At 73.8% G+C, this 19,478-nt stretch carries 18 protein-coding genes; 7 read left to right on the top strand and 11 right to left on the bottom strand.

All coding sequences use genetic code 11. The features are described from left to right. Nucleotides 1–32 precede the first annotated feature (32 nt). A complete protein-coding gene (locus tag HBO46_RS02025; protein WP_166137432.1) occupies nucleotides 33–1,571 on the top strand; it encodes a PucR family transcriptional regulator in 1,539 nt (512 codons plus the stop codon). Between the two features lie 34 nt (nucleotides 1,572–1,605). On the opposite strand, the gene HBO46_RS02020 is transcribed toward HBO46_RS02025, so the two are convergent. Together HBO46_RS02020 and HBO46_RS02015 are read right to left on the bottom strand one after the other, a co-directional pair. Next, entirely contained in the window at nucleotides 1,606–2,394 is a 789-nt protein-coding gene (locus HBO46_RS02020; protein WP_166137435.1) for a sugar phosphate isomerase/epimerase family protein, read from the bottom strand. Beyond that, entirely contained in the window at nucleotides 2,391–3,380 is a 990-nt protein-coding gene (locus tag HBO46_RS02015; RefSeq protein ID WP_166137438.1) for a Ppx/GppA phosphatase family protein, read from the bottom strand. The genes HBO46_RS02020 and HBO46_RS02015 overlap by 4 nt, the downstream gene beginning before the upstream one ends. A 46-nt stretch (nucleotides 3,381–3,426) precedes the next feature. Here HBO46_RS02015 and HBO46_RS02010 point away from each other — a divergent pair, with 46 nt between their 5' ends. From HBO46_RS02010 to disA, 5 genes are all read left to right on the top strand, one after another. Continuing rightward, entirely contained in the window at nucleotides 3,427–4,215 is a 789-nt protein-coding gene (locus tag HBO46_RS02010) for a hypothetical protein (protein ID WP_166137441.1), read from the top strand. Nucleotides 4,216–4,337: 122 nt separating this feature from the next. Beyond that, entirely contained in the window at nucleotides 4,338–4,976 is a 639-nt protein-coding gene (locus HBO46_RS02005; RefSeq protein WP_166137444.1) for a VOC family protein, read from the top strand. Between the two features lie 89 nt (nucleotides 4,977–5,065). Then, nucleotides 5,066–5,677: a class I SAM-dependent methyltransferase gene (locus HBO46_RS02000; RefSeq protein WP_224769332.1), complete on the top strand. Its 612-nt coding sequence runs from the start codon at nucleotides 5,066–5,068 to the stop codon at nucleotides 5,675–5,677. Between the two features lie 47 nt (nucleotides 5,678–5,724). Then, nucleotides 5,725–7,134: a DNA repair protein RadA gene (gene radA, locus HBO46_RS01995; protein WP_166137447.1), complete on the top strand. Its 1,410-nt coding sequence runs from the start codon at nucleotides 5,725–5,727 to the stop codon at nucleotides 7,132–7,134. A gap of 52 nt (nucleotides 7,135–7,186) precedes the next feature. Then, complete coding sequence (gene disA, locus HBO46_RS01990; RefSeq protein WP_397186537.1) at nucleotides 7,187–8,287, top strand: DNA integrity scanning diadenylate cyclase DisA; 1,101 nt, start codon at nucleotides 7,187–7,189, stop codon at nucleotides 8,285–8,287. Between the two features lie 33 nt (nucleotides 8,288–8,320). Here disA and HBO46_RS01985 read toward each other — a convergent pair whose 3' ends face one another. Beyond that, nucleotides 8,321–9,121: a hypothetical protein gene (locus tag HBO46_RS01985; RefSeq protein WP_166137450.1), complete on the bottom strand. Its 801-nt coding sequence runs from the start codon at nucleotides 9,119–9,121 to the stop codon at nucleotides 8,321–8,323. 79 nt (nucleotides 9,122–9,200) lie between these two features. Between HBO46_RS01985 and HBO46_RS01980 the strand changes: the two genes are divergently transcribed. Further along, the gene (locus HBO46_RS01980) at nucleotides 9,201–10,067 is read left to right on the top strand and encodes an HhH-GPD family protein (protein WP_224769331.1); all 867 of its coding nucleotides are present in this window, start codon (nucleotides 9,201–9,203) and stop codon (nucleotides 10,065–10,067) included. A 78-nt stretch (nucleotides 10,068–10,145) separates the two neighbouring features. Here the strand turns inward: HBO46_RS01980 and HBO46_RS01975 are convergent, their stop codons facing one another. The 8 genes from HBO46_RS01975 to HBO46_RS01940 all read right to left on the bottom strand — a co-directional run bounded on the left by HBO46_RS01975 (nucleotide 10,146) and on the right by HBO46_RS01940 (nucleotide 19,239). Beyond that, the gene (locus tag HBO46_RS01975; protein ID WP_166137456.1) at nucleotides 10,146–12,725 is read right to left on the bottom strand and encodes an ATP-dependent Clp protease ATP-binding subunit; all 2,580 of its coding nucleotides are present in this window, start codon (nucleotides 12,723–12,725) and stop codon (nucleotides 10,146–10,148) included. A gap of 315 nt (nucleotides 12,726–13,040) precedes the next feature. Further along, complete coding sequence (locus HBO46_RS01970; RefSeq protein WP_166137459.1) at nucleotides 13,041–13,376, bottom strand: histone-like nucleoid-structuring protein Lsr2; 336 nt, start codon at nucleotides 13,374–13,376, stop codon at nucleotides 13,041–13,043. Nucleotides 13,377–13,558: 182 nt separating this feature from the next. Then, a complete protein-coding gene (locus HBO46_RS01965; RefSeq protein WP_166137462.1) occupies nucleotides 13,559–14,338 on the bottom strand; it encodes a type III pantothenate kinase in 780 nt (259 codons plus the stop codon). After that, the gene (gene nadC, locus HBO46_RS01960; RefSeq protein WP_166137465.1) at nucleotides 14,338–15,264 is read right to left on the bottom strand and encodes a carboxylating nicotinate-nucleotide diphosphorylase; all 927 of its coding nucleotides are present in this window, start codon (nucleotides 15,262–15,264) and stop codon (nucleotides 14,338–14,340) included. The genes HBO46_RS01965 and nadC overlap by 1 nt, the downstream gene beginning before the upstream one ends. Next, nucleotides 15,261–16,961 (bottom strand): L-aspartate oxidase, encoded by a 1,701-nt coding sequence (locus HBO46_RS01955; RefSeq protein WP_166137468.1) that lies wholly within the window; start codon nucleotides 16,959–16,961, stop codon nucleotides 15,261–15,263. Before HBO46_RS01955 ends, nadC begins: the two co-directional genes overlap by 4 nt. 9 nt (nucleotides 16,962–16,970) lie before the next feature. Further along, nucleotides 16,971–17,390: an aspartate 1-decarboxylase gene (panD, locus tag HBO46_RS01950; RefSeq protein WP_166137471.1), complete on the bottom strand. Its 420-nt coding sequence runs from the start codon at nucleotides 17,388–17,390 to the stop codon at nucleotides 16,971–16,973. Beyond that, on the bottom strand, nucleotides 17,390–18,328 hold the full coding sequence (panC, locus tag HBO46_RS01945) for a pantoate--beta-alanine ligase (protein WP_166137474.1): 939 nt from the start codon (nucleotides 18,326–18,328) through the stop codon (nucleotides 17,390–17,392). The genes panD and panC overlap by 1 nt, the downstream gene beginning before the upstream one ends. Beyond that, nucleotides 18,325–19,239 carry a Rossmann-like and DUF2520 domain-containing protein gene (locus HBO46_RS01940; protein WP_166137477.1) on the bottom strand — a complete coding sequence of 305 codons (915 nt, stop codon included), beginning with the start codon at nucleotides 19,237–19,239 and terminating at the stop codon, nucleotides 18,325–18,327. The genes panC and HBO46_RS01940 overlap by 4 nt, the downstream gene beginning before the upstream one ends. Nucleotides 19,240–19,478: the final 239 nt, after the last annotated feature.

Below are 19,478 nucleotides of genomic sequence, written 5' to 3'. Positions count from 1 at the left end.
ACAGGCCGCCGGTGGGGCACCACGATGGGCACGTGCTGCCGACCCTGCGCGAGGTGCTCGCGCTCCCCTCGTTCCGTGCCGCCGCCCCCGAGGTGCTGGGCGGCCCCCTCCTCGATCTCGACGCCGTCAGCGTGCGCTGGGTGCACTCCTCGGAGGTCTACGAGATCGCCGGGCTGCTCGCCGGCGGGGAGGTGCTGCTGACCACCGGCCTCGGGCTGCACGGGCGGACCGCGGCGCAGCTCACGGCGTACGTCGACCAGCTCGCGGACGCAGGCTGCGCGGCGCTGGCCCTGGAGATCGGCCGCTCGTTCTTCGAGGTGCCGGCGCCGATCGTGCTGGCCGCCCAGCGCCGCGGGATCCCGCTGGTCGCCCTGCACACCGTGGTGCCGTTCGTGCGGATGATCGAGGACTTCCACGACCTCGCCGTACGCCGCCGCCCCGACGCGCCGCGCCTCGGTGAGCGGGTCTGGCAGGAGGTGCTCGCGCCGGTCGTGCACGGCCAGGGGATGCGCGCGCTGCTCGACGCCGCTGCCCGCCTCGCCGGATGCAGCGTCGAGCTCGTCGACGTCGACGGCACGCTCGTGGAGCGCAGCCGGGTGGCGGTCCCGGAGTGGGCGGGCGAGTGCGTGAGCGCGGACGTGCGGGGCCCCGGTGGTCCGGCCGGCCAGGTCGTGCTCCGCGGACGCGCCAGCGCGCGGCGCGGCGCGGTGCTCCAGCGCCTCGCGGTGGCGGTGGCCCTCGAGCTCGGCCGGCACCCGGGCGGGGAGCAGCGGCCCTCGCTCGCCCAGGCGGTCGTCACCGACCTGGCCGCAGGTGCCATCGCCTCCGCCGCCGACCTGCGCGACCGACTGGCGGCCGCGGGGTGGCTCCCGACGCCGGGTCGGCACCTGCTCGTCGCGGCGCTCGACGTGGACCCACGGGTGCCCGCGCACGAGCTGGTCGCCCCGCTGCGCGACGCGCTCACCGCCGAGCTGGGCCCGGTGGTCGTCGGCGCCGCCGGCAGCCAGGTGGTGGGGCTGTGCCAGGGCTGGAGCCGGCCGCTGCCGCAGCGGGTGCGCGCCACCCTCACCGCGGCGTACGACGCGCTCGGCACATCGGGCGGGGGCGCCCGAGTGCTCGCCGCGGCCGCACCGGTCGCCGACCTGGCCGACGTGGGCGCGGCGGTGGCGCAGGTCCGGGAGGTCGTGCAGGTGGCCCGGCGCGTCGGCACCCGCGCCGGGGTGGTGCTGGCCCGCGACCTCGGGGTGCCGCGACTGCTGGCCGCGGGCTCCACTCCGACCGCGACCGCCGCGTTCGTCGCCGAGCAGCTCGGGCCGCTGCTGGAGTACGACATCGCCGCCACCGCGGACCTGATGCGCACCCTCGACGCGTTCGTGGCCCACAGCACGAGCAAGTCGCGCACCGCCGCGGCGCTCGGCATCCGCCGCCAGTCGCTCTACGCCCGCCTGGAACGGATCGAGCGGCTGCTCGGGGTCTCCCTCGACGACCCCACCCAGCTGACCTGCCTGGCGGTCGCGCTCACCGCCTGGCGGATGCGCACCGGGCTGGACCCGCAGACCGCCTTCGGCTGACGCCTCGGGCGAGGACAGCCGTCGGGGTCGCCGCTCAGGGGGCGGCGACGCGGAGGTGCTGGCGGGCGAACTCCAGGGACTCCGCCAGGTCGGCGGCGCGCTCCTCGGGGCCGGGGCAGCGCCGGGTGTTGATCTCGACGACGATCTCGCCGGCGAAGCCGGTGCGCGCGAGGTGCTTCAGGAAGGCCGCGGAGCCGACCGTGCCGCGGCCCGGCACGAGGTGCTCGTCCTTCGCCGACAAGGTGCCGTCGGTCAGGTGCACGTGGCACAGCCGGGGACCGAGCCGCTCGGCCATCGCGACGGGGTCGTCGCCGGCGATCGCGGCGTGGGAGAGGTCGATGGTCGCGTGGGCGAACGGCTCGTCGGAGGGATCGCGCGAGGGCAGGTACATCTCCACCCCGCGCTTCTGCGAGGCCCGCCACGGATACATGTTCTCCACCGCGAAGGCGATGCCCGTGGACTCCTCCAGCGCCGCGATGCCGTCGACGAAGCCCGCGGCGTACTCCCGCTGCCACCGGAACGGCGGGTGCACCACGACCACCTCGGCGCCGACCGCGTGCGCCATCTCCGCGGAGCGCTCGAGCTTGCCCCAGGGCTCGGTGCCCCAGACCCGCTGGGTGAACAGCAGGCACGGCGCGTGGACCGAGGCGACGGGGATCCCGTGGTGCTCGGACAGCTGCTGGATCGCCGCGGTCTGCTGGGAGAGCGCGTCGATGCCCACCATCACCTCGACGGTGTCGTAGCCCACCTGCGCGGCGTAGGCGAAGGCGTGCGCCGTGGACTCGGGGTAGACCGAGGAGGTGGACAGGCCGATACGGTTCACGCGTCGTCCAGCACGCTCAGCTGGTCGAGGCGTTCGAGGATCACGCCCTCGCGCAGCGCCCAAGGACAGATCTCCAGCGCGGTCAGCCCGAACAGGTCCATGCACGCCTCGGCGACCAGCGCCCCGGGCACGACCTGGTGGGCGCGGCCCGGAGAGACACCGGGCAGCTGGCCCAGCTCCTCGATCGTCATGGCGGCCAGCTTGGGGATCCACGGTCGCAGCTCGGCGAGCGGGAGCGAGCGCGGGACCAGTGGACCCTCGCCGGAGGCCGCCGCGCCGCAGATGCGGGCCAGCGAGCGGAAGGTCTTGGAGGTCGCGACGGCACGGTCCGGGGCGCCCCCACGCAGCAGCCGCCCGGCGTCGCGGGCGATCTCCGCGCGCACCGCCTTGCGGACCTCGCGCACCCGGTCCTCCTCCAGCGGCGTCCCAGGCGCGCCGGTGACCGGGTCGGCGAAGTGGGCGCGTGCCAGCCGGGCCGCGCCGATCGGCAGCGACCAGGCCACCTCGGGCGCCTCGTCGGCGCCGCCGGCGATCTCCAGCGACCCGCCGCCGATGTCGAAGACGGCCAGTCGGCCGGCCGACCACCCGAACCAGCGGCGTACGGCGAGGAAGGTCAGGCGGGCCTCGTCCTCCCCGGAGAGCACCTCGATGGCCACGCCGGTGCGGGCGCGGACCTCCTCCAGCACGGCATCGGCGTTGGTGGAGTCGCGCACCGCGGAGGTCGCGAAGGCCAGGATCTCCTCGCAGCCCTGGTCCTCGGCCACCCGCATCGCCTCGGCGGTGAAGCCGGCGAGCGCGTCGATACCGGCCGCGGAGACCAGCGTGCCCGGCGTGCCGGGGCTCGCGTCGTCGGCGGCAACGAGGTGCTCGGCCAGGCGCAGCGGCTGCTTGAACGACGAGGCCGGCAACGGGGCGGCACCACCGTGCGCGTCAACGACCAGGAGATGACCGGTGTTGGAGCCGATGTCGAGGACGCCCAGGCGCATACCTCCAACGTACTCGCCGTCCCCCGGGGACCCGTAGGCTGACCGGGTGCCCGAGGTCGACCTGGTGTTCCCCCGCGCGTGGGTGGAGTTCGTCAACCCCGACGACCCCGACGAGGTCCTGCGCTGCGACCTCACCTGGCTGACGTCGGCCTGGACGTGCATCTTCGGCCAGGGCTGCCCCGGGATCTACGCGGACGCCCCCGACGTCGGGTGCTGCACGCTCGGCGCCCACTTCTCCGACGAGGACGACGAGCGCCGGGTCGCGGGCTTCGTCGCGGACCTGACCCCCGAGCAGTGGCAGCTGCACCCCGGCCGTGAGGTCCGCCCCGAGGACTGGGTCGAGACCGACGACGAGGGGGCCCGCAAGACCCGCACCGCAGAGGTCGACGGCCAGCAGGCCTGCGTGTTCCAGAACCGGCCCGGGTTCGTCCCGGGCACCGGTCCCGGCGGCGCCGGCTGCGCCCTGCACGGGCTCGCCCTCGAGCGCGGCCTGCACCCGCTGGAGACCAAGCCCGACGTGTGCTGGCAGCTGCCCATCCGGCGCGCCTTCCGCGAGGTCGAGCGCCCCGACGACACGACGTACACCGAGGTGACGATCGGTGAGTACGACCGCCGCGGCTGGGGCCCGGGCGGGCACGACCTGGACTGGTACTGCTCGGGCAACACCGAGGCCCACGTCGCCGCCGAGCCGGTCTTCCGCACCCACGCCGCCGAGCTCACCGCGCTGATGGGCGCCGCGGCGTACGCCGAGCTGGTGCGCCACTGCGAGGCGCACCAGCGGACTCGTTCGGCGCTGACGCTGCACCCGGCCACTTCTGCGCAATTGCGCCGATAAGTACCGGCACCGGCCCTGGCCACCCCTGGGCGGCGCGTTCCAAGAGCACGGCCTACCTCTCGACGTCAAGAGACCAAGACCCCAATGTCGGGGTGCCGTGAGGCCTCGCCCACAATCGGGACATGCGCCTGGACCATCTCTCTTTCGCTGCCGGACCCGACGGACTGCGGGGCACTGCCCAGCGCATCGGGGAGCTCCTCGGACGCGAGTTCGTCGACGGCGGGGTGCACCCGCGCTTCGGCACTCGCAACATGATCCTGCCGCTGGCCGGCAACACCTACCTCGAGATCGTCGAGGCCCTCGACCACCCCGCCTCCGACAAGGCGCCGTTCGGGCAGGCCGTGAAGGCCCGCTCCGCGCTCGGTGGCGGCTGGCTCGGCTGGGTCGTCGCGGTCAAGGACATCTCCGTGGTCGAGCAGCGCCTCGGCCGCCAGGCAGTGGCCGGCAACCGCCACCTGCCCGACGGCAGCGAGCTGCGCTGGCACCAGATCGGCATCAACGGGCTGATCGCTGACCCCCAGGTCCCCTACTTCATCGAGTGGGACGCCTCCACCGCCCCGCACCCCAGCACCGGCGCGGACCCCGCGTGGGCGCTCGCCTCGCTGGAGATCGCCGGCGACCCGCACCGGGTCAGCGAGTGGCTCGGCGAGACCGTCGAGGCGCCGCTGGAGGACGTGAAGGTCGACTGGGTCGCCCCCAACGGCACCCCCGGCGTCCTCGCCATCCAGGTGCAGACCCCGCGCGGCCTGGTCCGGATCTGAGCCTCCCGGCGGGGGCTCGCCCGAGCCCCAACATCTGGCACCACACCGCGACCTACGAGCTGGAGAACCACGCCGTCGATCCCGACGGCGTGATCGAGGCCGCCATGCGCGCCGTCCTCGGCGCCGGTGGCTGGACCGGGCGCACGGTCCTCGACGTCGGCTGCGGCACCGGGTTCCACCTGCCCCGGTTCGCCGCCGACGCCGCCGCGGTGATCGGGGTCGAGCCGCACCCCGACCTGGTGGCGCTGGCGCGCCGCCGTACCCGGCGGTTCCCCACGGTCGAGGTGCACCAGGGCACCGCGCAGGCACTGCCGGTCCCGGACGCCTCCGTCGACGTGGTCCACGCCCGCTGGGCCTACTTCTTCGGCCCCGGCAGCGAGCCCGGGCTGCGCGAGCTGGACCGGGTCGTACGCCGCGGCGGCGCGGCGTTCGTGATCGACAACGACCCGACCCGCTCGACCTTCGGTGTCTGGTTCCGCCGCGGCTTCCCCGAGGTGGACCCGGACGCCGTCGAGCGGTTCTGGTCGACCCACGGCTGGGACCGCACCCCGCTGGACATCCGTTGGTCGTTCTCCTCGCGGGCCGACCTCGAGGCGGTGGTGCGCATCGAGCTGCCCCCGGCCGCGGCCGAGGAGGCGCTCGCCGGGCACGACGGCACCGAGGTCGACTACGCCGTCAACCTCTGGTCGCGCCGGTACTGACGCCTCCCGGGACCGCACTGTCGGCGCCGTCGCCTAGCGTCTGGCCCATGTCGAAGACCGGTGCCCGTGCCTCCCGCCCGAGCTATCGCTGCACCGAGTGCGGCTGGGAGACCGGCAAGTGGGTCGGCCGCTGCGGGGAGTGCCAGGCCTGGGGCTCGGTCGCCGAGGCCGCCGCGCCCGTCGTGCGCGCCGCCGCGGCCCCGGTGACCACCGCCGCCGTGCCGATCGGGCAGGTGTCGGTGTCCGAGTCGGCCTTCCGCACCAGCGGCGTCCCCGAGCTCGACCGGGTGCTCGGCGGCGGCCTGGTCCCCGGGGCGGCGATCCTGCTGGCCGGCGAGCCGGGCGTCGGCAAGAGCACGCTGCTGCTGGAGGTGGCCGCCCAGACCGCCCGCTACCGCCACCGCACCCTCTACGTCACCGGCGAGGAGTCCGCCTCCCAGGTGCGGCTGCGCGCCGACCGCACCGGCGCGGTGCAGGACGAGCTCTACCTCGCGGCCGAGACCGACCTGGGCGCGGTGCTGACCCACATCGAGCAGGTCCGGCCCACGCTCCTGGTCGTCGACTCGGTGCAGACCATCGGCGCGTCCGGCATCGAGGGCGTCCCCGGCGGGGTCACCCAGGTCAAGGAGGTCGCCGCCGCGCTGGTGCGGGTGGCCAAGACCCGCAACATCACGACCGTCCTGGTCGGCCACGTCACCAAGGACGGCTCGATCGCGGGTCCGCGGGTCCTCGAGCACCTCGTCGACGTCGTCCTGCACTTCGAGGGCGACCGCAACTCCCGCTTCCGGATGGTGCGGGCGATGAAGAACCGCTTCGGCCCGGTCGACGAGGTGGGCTGCTTCGACCTCGGCCCCGAGGGGATCACCGCGGTCACCGACCCCACCGGGCTGTTCGTGGAGAACCACCACGGCCGGGTGCCCGGCACCTGCGTCGCGGTGACCATGGAGGGCCGGCGCCCGATGCTCGCCGAGGTCCAGGCGCTGGTCACCCACAGCCCGCTCGAACGCCCCCGGCGCACCACCTCGGGCCTGGACTCCTCACGGGTGGCGATGGTGCTCGCGGTGCTCCAGCAGCACTGCGGCGTGCGGCTGCACAAGATGGACGTGTTCGCCTCGACCGTCGGAGGCGCACGACTGCAGGAGCCGGCGAGCGACCTCGGGGTCGCGGTGGCGCTCGCCTCGGCCTCGCTGGGCAAGGCGGTCCCCCACGGCGTCGTGGCGATGGGCGAGATCGGTCTGGCCGGCGAGCTGCGCCGGCTGCGCGACCTGCCGCAGCGGGTGGCGGAGGCCGAGCGGCTCGGGTTCCGGGTCGCGGTGGTGCCCTGCGAGCCCGGCAGCGGCGACTCGCAGGTCCTGCGTGCGGGCGCACCGGCGGTCTCCGACGGCATCCGGATCATGGAGGTTCCCGACGTCGCCTCCGCCCTGCGGGTGCTCCGACTCAGCCAGCAGCCGGGCTAGGTCACGCGCCCACGCTCTGAGCACTAGGATTCCCCTGCGGCAGGCTGCCGCCGTGGAGAAGGGACAACGCCTCGTGGCCACCGATCGCTCGGACGATGCCCGGATGCGCGAGACGCTCGCCGCCATCGCGCCCGGAACCCCGATGCGCGACGGCCTGGAGCGGATCCTGCGCGGCCGCACCGGCGCGCTGATCGTGCTCGGCATCGACAAGACCGTCGAGTCGATCTCGACCGGCGGGTTCCAGCTCGATGTCCCCTTCACCGCCACCGGGCTGCGCGAGCTGGCCAAGATGGACGGCGGCATCATCGTCGACAAGGACATCACCCGGATCAGCAAGGCCGCTGTCCACCTGATGCCCGACCACACCATCCCCTCCGAGGAGACCGGCACCCGGCACCGCACCGCGGACCGGGTCGCCCGCCAGACCGGATACCCCGTCATCTCGGTGTCACAGTCGATGCAGATCATCGCGGCGTACGTCGGCGAGCGCCGCCACGTGCTGGAGGACTCCGGGCAGATCCTGTCCCGCGCCAACCAGGCCCTCGCGACCCTCGAGCGCTACAAGCTGCGCCTCGACGAGGTGTCCAGCACCCTCTCCGCGCTGGAGATCGAGGACCTGGTGACCGTGCGCGACGTGGCGGTGGTCGCCCAGCGCCTGGAGATGGTCACCCGCATCGCGCGCGAGATCGAGGACTACGTGCTCGAGCTCGGCAGCGACGGCCGGCTGCTGGCGCTCCAGCTCGAGGAGCTCATCACCGGCGTCGACGCCGAGCGTGAGCTGGTCATCCGCGACTACCTGCCCACCGGCAAGCGCAGCAAGAGCCCCGAGGAGCTGCTCTCCAAGATCGAGGCGCTCTCGGCGACCGAGCTGGTCGACCCCGCCTCCACCGCCCGGGTGCTCGGCCTCGGCAACGGCGAGCACCTCGACGGCGCGGTCGCACCCCGCGGCTACCGGCTGCTGGCCAAGGTGCCGCGGCTTCCCGCCTCCGTCGTGGACCGGCTCGTCGACCACTTCGGCACCCTGCAGAAGCTGCTGTCCGCCGGCATCGACGACCTCCAGGCCGTCGAGGGTGTCGGCGAGCTGCGGGCGCGCAGCGTGCGCGAGGGCCTCTCCCGCCTCGCCGAGTCCACGATCCTCGAGCGCTACGTCTGAGCCGGCGGGGCTGCGCGCCCCGCCCGGTGCCGCTCAGGAGCGGTCGTCGGCCTCGGAGTCGGGTGCGGGCGCCGCGCGGCGCCCGGCCTCGCGACGGGCGGCGGTCCGGCCGGCCGGCCGCTGACGGCTCGAGGCGTCCCCGCCGGGACCCAGGAGGAGCTCGAACTGCACGTCGGCCGGCTCGCCGGCGAGGGCGGCGGCAGTGACGTGGTAGAAGCCCGGCAGCGCCCAGCCGCCCTGGGGCGAGCAGTCCTCGTCGGAGCGACGGGCGTTCCACCGGAGGGTGACCGGGGTGCTCACCGTGCGCCGCACGGTGACCTCCTGGGCCGGGATCGCGGCGGGGCACTGCTGGCTGGACCAGATGTCGTCGTTGCCGGAGGTGATCTTGACCGACAGGGTCCGCGGGGAGACCGACCAGGTGCAGGCCTCGGCCGTCAGCGTGCGCAGCGACAGCACGATGTCCGCGCCGTTGTGGGGACCGGCGATCGCCGTGCCGACCTCGGGGGTGACCGCGATGTCGCGGCCCACGCACGGGCCGCTGGGCTCGGCCAGCACCGGCTCCACCGGGCGGGCGGGACGCTTGCGCTTGCGGACCCGGACCGGCTGGGACGGCTCGGAGGTGGGCCCGGCGCTCGCGGCGGGCTCCGGAGTCGCCTCGGCGGCGCTCAGCGCCGCCGAGGCCTTCGGCTCGGCCGGGTCACCGTCACCGCCGAGGAGCTGCATGGCCACCGCCACCACGACCACGAGGACCACCAGCAGGACCAGGCGACGTCGCCAGTAGACCGCGGCGGGCAACGGCCCGCGCGGGGCCAGGGGTGAGGGCCGCGAGCTCATGGGGGTCACGTTATCGAGACCCGGGCGCTGTTCCGGGGCCGCCACACCGCACGCACCCGCACCCGCGCAGAATGAACCGGTGAGCGCCCTGCACGAGCCACTCCTCCAGTGGTACGACGAGCACGCCCGCGACCTGCCTTGGCGCTCCCCGTCGGCCACCCCCTGGTCGGTCATGGTCTCGGAGTTCATGCTCCAGCAGACCCCGGTGGTCCGGGTGCTGCCGGTGCACGCGCAGTGGCTCGAGCGCTGGCCGACCCCCGCCGACCTGGCCGCGGAGACCACCGGCGAGGCGGTCCGCGCCTGGGGCCGGCTCGGCTACCCCCGTCGCGCGCTGCGCCTGCACGCCGCCGCGTGCGCCCTCGTGGAGCGCTTCGACGGAGCGGTGCCGCCCGACTACGACGACCTGCGTGCGCTGCCCGGGATCGGCGACTACACCGCGGCCGCCATCGCCACCTTCGCCTTCGGGCGACGCCACGTCGTGCTGGACACCAACGTGCGCCGGGTCCTGGCCCGTACCGTGCGCGGCGAGGCGATGCCGGCCCCCGCGGTCACCCGGGCCGAGCGCGACGTGGCCGCCGAGCTGCTGCCGGTGGACGTGGCCGACGCGGCGACCTGGTCGATCGCGACCATGGAGCTCGGTGCCCTGGTCTGCACGGCCGCGCGCCCGCGCTGCGAGGCCTGCCCGGTCGCCGACCTGTGCGCCTGGCGCGCCGCCGGGCACCCGGCGTACGACGGGCCGCAGCGCGCCACGCAGGCGTGGGCGGGCACCGACCGGCAGTGCCGAGGCCGGCTGCTCGCGGTGCTGCGCGACAGCGAGGGACCGGTGCACCGCAGCTCCCTGGACGCGGTGTGGAGCGAGGAGACCCAGCGGCTGCGCTGCCTGGCCGGGCTCGTCTCGGACGGGCTGGTCGCCCGGCTCTCCGCGGACACCTACGCCCTGCCCTGAGCCGGGCTGAGGAGCCCGCAGACGGCCGAGGCCCCGACTCCCTCACGGGAGCCGGGGCCTCGGATGCTGCGGGACTGCTCAGTCCTTGTCGCTCGACTTGGGGACGTCGACGGGACCCTCGCTGTCGTCGGGACCCTCGACCGTGCCCTCACCGAGCGCCGCGGTCTCCAGCGGCGGCACGTCGGGCAGGGCGTTGACCTTCTGCCCGTCGAAGGTGAACGTGGCCGTCGGCCCCTCGCCCTCGACGTCGACCAGCACGATCATGCCGGGGCCGACCTCGCCGAAGAGCATCTTCTCGGCGAGTGCGTCCTCGATCTCGCGCTGGACCGTGCGGCGCAGCGGACGCGCACCGAGGACCGGGTCGAACCCGCGCTCGGCGAGCAGGTCCTTGGCCGCCTGGGTCAGCTCGAGCTGCATGTCGCGGTCGCGCAGCCGCAGCTCGACGGAGGCGACCATGTTGTCGACCATCTGCACGATCTGCGCACGCGAGAGCGGCGGGAACACGACGATCTCGTCGACACGGTTGAGGAACTCCGGGCGGAAGTGCTGCTTGAGCTCGTCCGCGACCTTCGCCTTCATCCGCTCGTAGGAGCCCGCGACGTCACCGGACTGCTGGAAGCCGAGGTTGACCGACTTGTTGATGTCGCGGGTGCCGAGGTTGGTCGTCATGATGATGACGGTGTTCTTGAAGTCCACGACCCGGCCCTGCGAGTCGGTCAGGCGACCTTCCTCGAGGATCTGCAGCAGGCTGTTGAAGATGTCCGGGTGGGCCTTCTCGACCTCGTCGAAGAGCACGACCGAGAACGGCTTGCGGCGCACCTTCTCGGTGAGCTGGCCGCCCTCCTCGTAGCCGACGTAGCCGGGGGGCGAGCCGAAGAGCCGCGAGATCGTGTGCTTCTCGCCGAACTCGCTCATGTCGAGCTGGATCAGCGAGTCCTCGTCGCCGAAGAGGAACTCCGCGAGCGTCTTGGACAGCCACGTCTTGCCGACGCCCGAGGGGCCCGCGAAGATGAACGACCCGCCGGGACGCTTGGGGTCCTTCAGACCGGCACGCGTACGCCGGATCGCCCGGGAGAGCGCCTTGACGGCCTCGTCCTGGCCGATGACGCGCTTGTGCAGCTCGTCCTCCATCTTGAGCAGCCGGGTCGACTCCTCCTCGGAGAGCTTGACGATCGGGATGCCGGTGGCGACCGCGAGGACCTCGGCGATCAGCTCCTCGTCGACCTCCGCGACCTCGTCCATGTCGCCGGCGCGCCACTGCTTCTCGCGGTCGGACTTGGCGAGGATCAGCTGCTTCTCCTCGTCGCGCAGACGGGCGGCGGCCTCGAAGTCCTGGCCGTCGATCGCGGCCTCCTTGCGCTGGCGCACCTCGGCGATCTTGTCGTCGTACTCACGCAGGTCGGCGGGCGCGGTCATCCGGCGGATGCGCAGGCGCGAGCCGGCCTCGTCGATGAGGTCGATCGCCTTGTCCGGGAGGAACCGGTCGGAGATGTAGCGGTCGGCCAGCGTCGCCGCCGAGACCAGCGCCTCGTCGGTGATCGTGACCCGGTGGTGGGCCTCGTAGCGGTCGCGCAGACCCTTGAGCATCTCGATGGTGTGCGCGATGGAGGGCTCGGCCACCTGGATCGGCTGGAAGCGGCGCTCCAGCGCGGCGTCCTTCTCGAGGTACTTGCGGTACTCGTCGAGGGTGGTCGCACCGATGGTCTGCAGCTCGCCGCGGGCCAGCATCGGCTTGAGGATGCTGGCGGCGTCGATGGCGCCCTCGGCCGCGCCGGCACCGACGAGGGTGTGGATCTCGTCGATGAACAGCACGATGTCGCCGCGGGTGCGGATCTCCTTGAGGACCTTCTTCAGCCGCTCCTCGAAGTCACCGCGGTAGCGGGAGCCGGCGACGAGCGCGCCGAGGTCGAGGGTGTAGATCTGCTTGTCCTTCAGCGTCTCGGGCACGTTGCCCTTGACGATGTCCTGGGCCAGGCCCTCGACGATGGTCGTCTTGCCGACGCCCGGCTCGCCGATGAGGACCGGGTTGTTCTTCGTGCGCCGCGACAGGATCTGCATCACGCGCTCGATCTCCTGCTCGCGCCCGATGACCGGGTCGAGCTTGCCCTCACGCGCGTCCTGGGTGAGGTTGCGACCGAACTGGTCGAGCACGAGGGAGGAGGAGGGCGCGTCGCCGGCGGCACCGGTGGCGGCGGCCGCGGACTGGGCCGACTCCTTGCCCTGGAAGCCCGAGAGCAGCTGGATGACCTGCTGGCGCACCCGGTTGAGGTCGGCGCCGAGCTTCTGCAGGACCTGGGCGGCGACGCCCTCGCCCTCGCGGATCAGCCCGAGCAGGATGTGCTCGGTGCCGATGTAGCTGTGGCCGAGCTGGAGCGCCTCGCGCAGCGAGAGCTCGAGGACCTTCTTGGCGCGCGGCGTGAAGGGGATGTGGCCGCTCGGGGCCTGCTGGCCCTGGCCGATGATCTCCTCGACCTGGGCGCGGACGGCCTCCAAGGAGATGTCGAGGCTCTCGAGCGCCTTCGCGGCGACGCCCTCGCCCTCGTGGATCAGCCCGAGCAGGATGTGCTCGGTGCCGATGTAGTTGTGGGAGAGCATGCGGGCCTCTTCCTGGGCCAGCACGACAACTCGTCGGGCTCGGTCGGTGAACCGCTCGAACATGCGCATCGCTCCTGAACTTCGGGGCCACCCGACCACGGGGCGGCAGGGTGGTATCGAGAGAACTAACCCCACGGACAGCCTACGCGTTCCCGCCACAGCCCCTGTCGGCATCCGCTGAGAGCGAACACGGACGAGGAGGGCTGCCGCGGCGATGGTGCGCCGGTGCGGCGTGGGGGTCCGGTGGAGCGTCCCGGACCGACGGCGCCCGAGACACGGGGGCCCGTCACCCACGAGGAGTGACGGGCCGTGACCGTGGCTCAGGTCGGCTTCGCAGGCCCGGTCCCGTGGGGGTCGATCGGGGACGGGCCCTCGAGGTCAGTGCGCGGCGTTGTAGGCCTCGCGCACGTCGGCGGAGACCCGGCCGCGATCGGGCACGTCGTAGCCGTTCTCGCGCGCCCACTCGCGGACCTCGCGGGCGCTGGGACCCGAGGTGTTGTTGGCGCCGCTGCTGCGGCGCGCGGTGCGTCGACCGGCACCGCTCACCTTGCGGCCGTGACCGACGTAGGGAGCCAGCGCGTCGCGCAGGCCCTGGGCGTTCGCGTCGTTGAGGTCGATCTCGTAACTGGTGCCGTCGAGCGCGAACGACACCGTCTCGGTGGCCTCGCTGCCGTCGAGATCATCCTCGAGCACCACATGGATCTTCTGCGCCATCGTGATTTCCTGACCTTTCAGGAGAAGAAAAACGAACGGTCCCCGTATTCGAAATGCATCATAACCACGGGAAGCGGGCTCGGGGCAATCAAAGACTTGAACCCATCCACCCCTGTCCAAACCCCGGTGGCATCGGCTCGCGATCACACCGCCCACTTCCGGGCAGGGGCAAGCGGCTTTGCTCAGCGATTGCGCTCGAAGACCAATTCCAGGCCGCGCAGGGTCAACCACGGCGAATGCGCGGTGAAGCAGGTGCATTCGGCGAGGACCAGCGGTGCGAGATATCCGGTGGCGACGACGCTCACCTCGGCTGCCGGGACGTCGAGCTCGGCCAGCATCCGCGCCACGATTCCGTCGACCTGGCTGGCCACGCCGAACACCAGCCCCGACTGGAGCGCCTCGACGGTGTTCTTGGCGATCACCGACCGGGGCCGGGCGATCTCCACGTGGCGCAGCTGCGCGCCACGGCGGCCCAGTGCCTCCAGGGAGATCTCGATTCCCGGAGCGATCGCGCCCCCGACGTACTGACCGGCGGCGCTGACGACGTCGAACGTCGTGGCCGTGCCCCCGAAATCGACGACAATGGCCGGCCCGCCGAATTCGCTCACCGCCGCGAGCGCATTGACGATCCGGTCCGAGCCGACCTCGCGGGGGTTGTCCATCACGACCGGCACGCCGGTGCGGACTCCCGGCTCCACGACGACGTGCGGGGCGTCCGGGAAATGCCGCGCGATCATGTCGCGCCATTCGTGCAGAGCCGCAGGGACCGTGGCACAGACGGCGATCTTGTCGACCTCTGCGTGCCGCTCGCCCAACAGTCCGCGCAGCAGCACCGCCCATTCGTCGGCCGTACGCCGCGTCTCGGTGCCGACCCGCCAGTCCGCGACGACCTCGCCGCCGGGGCCGTCGGCGAGCAGTCCCAGGACGGTGTGGCTGTTGCCGATGTCGGCGGCGAGGAGCATCAGTCCTCCCGCAGGTCCAGGCCCAGGTCGAAGACGCGCACCGAGTGGGTGAGCGCCCCGACCGAGATGAAGTCCACGCCGGTGCCGGCCACCTCCCGGGCCCGCTCGAGGCTCAGCCCGCCGGACGCCTCGAGCACCGCGCGGCCGGCGGTGATCCGCACCGCCTCGGCCATCATCTCGGTGGGCATGTTGTCGAGCAGGATCTCCTCGCAGCCGACCTCGAGCAGCTCGCGCAGCTCCTCCAGCGTGCCGACCTCGACCTCGACGCGGAGCCCCGGGTGGGCAGCGCGGACCGCCTCCAGCGCCGGCACCACCCCTCCGGCGGCGACCACGTGGTTGTCCTTGACCATCGCGCGGTCGGAGAGGCTGAGCCGGTGGTTGACGCCGCCGCCGCAGCGCACGGCGTACTTCTGCAGCGCGCGGAAGGTGGGCAGGGTCTTGCGGGTGTCCAGCACCTGCGCGCGGGTGCCGGCGACCGCGTCGACCCAGGCGGCCGTGGCGGTGGCGACACCGGAGAGGTGGCTGGCGTAGTTGAGCGCGGTGCGCTCGGCGGTGAGCAGGCCGCGGATCGGCCCGGCGACCCGCATCACGACGTCGCCCGGCGCCACGCGTGTGCCGTCGGGGACCCGGTCGGTGACCACCACGTCGTCGCCGAGCACGAGGTGGAAGACCAGCGCCGCGACGCCGAGACCGGCCACCACGCCGGGCCCGCGGGCCCCGAAGTCGGCCACCCCGCGGACCTCCGCCGGGATCGTCGCCTCGGAGGTCACGTCGCCCCCGGGCAGGTCCTCGGCCAGGGCCAGCAGGATCTGCTGGTGCAGCGCGCGCGGGTCCAGTCCGGCGTCGGCGAGCTCGGCGAGCAGCTCGGCGGGCAGCGCGTCGTACGCCGTGGTGGGGAAGGTCGTCGTGGGGTCGAGCGTGGTCATCGTGCGCCGCCTGCGGGTTCGGTGGGGAGGTCGGTGGGTGCGGTGGCGACGAACGCGACGTTCACGCCGTCGCCGTCGCGGGGGCCGAGGGTGACGTCGACGTGCCCGGACCAGCGCACGTCGTCGCGATCGGGATGGTCCTCGCGCCAGTGCGAGCCGCGGGTCTCCTCGCGGGCGCGGGCAGCGGCGACGAGCGCGGCGCTGACGGTCAGCAGGTTGGTGGTCTCCCAGGCGGCCTGGCCCACGCCGTCCTCGTCAGCGGCGAGCCGCTCGAGCGCGGCCTCGGCCTCGGCGAGGCCCGCGGCGCTGCGCAGCACGCCGGCGCGGGCGGTCATCGTCTCCTGGAGCTCGGCGCGGGCACGGCCCGCCACCAGCCCGGGCACGCGGTGGTCGGGGGCCGGGGTCGCCCACGGGCGCAGCTCGCCGGGCAGGACCGTCGCGATCCGCCGGGAGAAGACCAGCCCCTCCAGCAGCGAGTTGGAGGCCAGTCGATTGGCGCCGTGCACGCCGGAGCAGGCGACCTCCCCCGTCGCGTAGAGCCCCGGCACGTCGCAGCGGCCCCACAGGTCGGTGCGCACGCCGCCGGAGGCGTAGTGGCAGGCCGGGGCGACCGGGATCAGGTCGCGCACCGGGTCGACGCCGTGGGAGCGGGTGGTGGCCAGGATCGTGGGGAAGCGGCGCTCCCAGAAGTCCGCGCCCAGGTGGCGGGCGTCCAGCCACATGTGCGGGCGGCCGGTCTCGTGCATGCGCCGGGTGATGGCCTTCGCGACCACGTCGCGCGGGGCCAGGTCGCCGAGCTCGTGGACGCCCGCCATGATCCGGCGCCCACCGTCCTCCGGCGGGCCGTCGACCAGGAACGCGCCCTCGCCGCGGACCGCCTCGGAGATCAGCGGCTGCTGGCCCACCGAGTCCGGCCCGAGGTACATCACGGTGGGGTGGAACTGGACGAACTCCAGGTCGCGCAGCGTCGCGCCGGCGCGCAGGGCCAGCGCCAGGCCGTCGCCGGTGGAGACGGCCGGGTTGGTGGTCTGGGAGAAGACCTGGCCCATGCCCCCGCTGGCCAGCACCACCGCGCGGCAGTGCACGGCGCCAACGCCGTCGCGCTGGCCCTCCCCCATCACGTGCAGGGTCACCCCTGCCACGCCGCCGTCCGCGGCCAGCAGCAGGTCGACGGCGAGGGCGTGCTCGATCACCTCGATCTCCGGGGCCTGCTGCACGGCCGCGATCAGCGCCCGCTGGATCTCCGCACCGGTGGCGTCGCCGCCGGCGTGCGCGATCCGGTCGCGGTGGTGACCGCCCTCGCGGGTCAGCGAGAGCTCACCGTCGAGGCCGAGGTCGAAGCGCGCGCCGAGGGCGATCAGCTCGTGCACCGCCTCCGGCCCCTCGGTCACCAGCACGCGTACGGCGTCGAGGTCGCAGGCGCCCGCGCCGGCCACCAGGGTGTCCAGCTCGTGCTCCGCCGGGGTGTCCCCCGGGCCGAGCGCGGCGGCGATCCCGCCCTGCGCCCACTGCGTGGAGCCCGCGGCGAGCTGGTCCTTGGTGACGACCAGGACCTTGTCGACCTGCTCGCGCAGCCGCAGCGCCGCCGTCAGCCCGGCGATGCCGGAGCCGATGACGACGACGTCCGCGCGGGTCGTCCAGCCCGGTGCCGGCGCGGTCAGCCGGCGCGGCACGCGGCGTACCGCGGTGGTGGGCATCGCCGCAGGCTACCGGCCCGCGACGGTGTCGCCCCGGACGAGACCGGTGCCCGCGAGCGCCTCCGCCGGGTCGAAGCCGGTCGCCATGATCTTGTTGTCGGCGTCGACGAAGACGACGCGGGGCTGGTACGCCTTGGCCTCCGCGGTCTCCATCTGGCCGTAGGCGATCAGGATGACCAGGTCGCCGGGCTGCACCAGGCGGGCGGCCGCGCCGTTGATCCCGATGATCCCCGAGCCCCGCTCGCCGGCGATCGTGTAGGTCTCCAGACGGGCGCCGTTGGTGATGTCGACGATGTGCACCAGCTCGCCGGCCAGCAGGTCCGCCGCGTCGAGGAGGTCCTCATCGACCGTCACGGAGCCGACGTAGTGGAGGTCCGCCTGCGTCACGGTGGCGCGGTGGATCTTGCTCTTCATCATGGTGCGCAGCATCAGCTGCCTCCCTGCCTGGTGTGCGTGTTCTGCGTGTGCGTGCCCGCCACGGACGTGGTCGAGCCGGGTTCCGCCCCCAGGACCAGGGGGAGGTTGTCGATGAGCCGGGTGGCGCCGACCCGCGCGGCGACGAGGATGCGTGCCTCGGTGCCGGGCGGGACGTCGTCGGGGAGCTCCTCGAGATCGGGGGTGGTGAGGACGAGGTAGTCCAGCGCGACCTGCTTGCCGTGGCGCAGCTCCGCGCGTGCCTCGTCGAGGGCCACTGCCGCGCCGTACGCCGCGTTCTCCTGGGCGACGCGCAGGGCGCGGCTGAGCCACAGCGCCTCGAGCCGCTCGCTCTCGGAGAGATAGCGGTTGCGGCTGGACAGCGCCAGCCCGTCGGGCTCGCGGACGGTCTCGGCGCCGACGACGTCGACCCCGAGGCAGAGGTCCGCGACCATCCGGCGGATCAGCACGAGCTGCTGGTAGTCCTTCTGGCCGAAGACCGCGACGTCGGGGCGGACCAGGCCGAACAGCTTGGCGACGACCGTCAGCACGCCGCGGTAGTGGCCGGGGCGGGTGCGGCCCTCGAGCACGCTCGCGAGCGGGCCGGGGTCCAGGGTCACCTGCGGGTCGCCGCCGGGGTAGACCTCCTCCACGCTCGGGGCGAAGACGACGTCCACGCCCTCGCGCGCGCAGACCTCGAGGTCCTCCGGGAGGGTCCTGGGGTAGCGGTCGAGGTCCTCGCCCTCCCCGAACTGCATCGGGTTGACGAAGATCGACACGACCACCGGGCCGTCGCCGACGCGCTCGCGGGCGGTGCGCACCAGGCTGGCGTGCCCCTCGTGGAGCGCGCCCATCGTGGGCACGAGACCCACGGGACGTCCGGCGGCGCGGGCCTCGGCGAGCAGGGCGGCGAGCTCCTCGCGGGTGGAGGCGAGGACGGGACGAGCACTCACGACAGCCCGGCCCCCGTTCCGGTGGCAGGATGCGCGACCGGCGTCGCCGCGTCGAGGGCCTCGCGGATGCGCGCGGCGCGGATCGGCAGCAGCCGCCCGTCGGTGACCGCGCGGGCCAGGGTGGCGCGGGCGAGCGCCAGGTAGGAGCCGAGCGTCTGGGGTGCGTTGGCGACGAGGTCGGCCAGGTGCGCCTCGACGGTGCCGACGTCGCCGCGCACGATCGGGCCGGTCAGGGCGGCGTCGCCCTGGGCGAGGGCGTTGTCGAGCGCCGCCGACAGCAGCGGGCGCAGGGTGCCCGCCGGGTCGTCCGCGCCGGCGGCGGAGAGCATCTCCATCGCCTCGGCCACGAGCGTGACCAGGTGGTTGGCGCCGTGCGCGAGACCGGCGTGGTAGAGCGTGCGCATCTGCTCGGGCACCCACATCGGCCGGCCGCCGAGGTCGGCCACCAGCGCCTCGACCAGCGGGCGCTCGCGGACGTCGGCGGTCAGCCCGAAGACGCAGCCGGCGAGCCGGTCGAGGTCGACCTCGGTGCCGGTGAAGGTCATCGCCGGGTGCATCGCGGCCACCCGGGCGCCGAGCTCCGCGGCCGGCGCCAGGACGTCGAGGCCGTGGCGCCCGGAGGTGTGCACGACGTACTGGCCCTCGCGCAGGGCGCCGCTGGCGGCGAGCACCGCCACGACGTTGGGCAGGCTGTCGTCGGGGACGGTGAGCAGCAGCAGGTCGCACCCGCGGGCGACGGCGCTCGGCTTCGCGACGGGCGTGCCGGGGAGCAGGGCGGCGATCCGGCCCCGGGAGGCGTCGGACTCGCCGGCGGCGGCCACGATCTCGTGGCCCGCGCCGCGGAGGGCTGCGGCGAGGACGGCGCCGACGCGGCCTGCGCCGACGACACCGACCCGGAGGGGCTGCGTCATGGTTTTCGAACCTTACGTTTCAGTCCCTCCGCCACCTCCGCGCTGCGGAGGCCGGGACGGGTACCGGACGGTGCTCGGACTGTGCTGTGCGGTTGTGCTGGAGGGTGCTGGATCGCCGGAGGGTGAGGCGGGAGGCGATGGGTCCCCGTGTCGGGTGACCCTCACCGCGCCTGAAGCATGACCCAGGCGACCTGGCACCCAGAATCTACGCCCGTGTGTCCCGCCTGGGAACGGCGCCG

This window comes from Nocardioides ochotonae (assembly GCF_011420305.2).
GTDB lineage: Bacteria > Actinomycetota > Actinomycetes > Propionibacteriales > Nocardioidaceae > Nocardioides > Nocardioides ochotonae.
The sequence above is the reverse complement of the archived record's forward strand: the minus strand, read 5'-3'. Positions and strand labels throughout refer to the sequence as shown.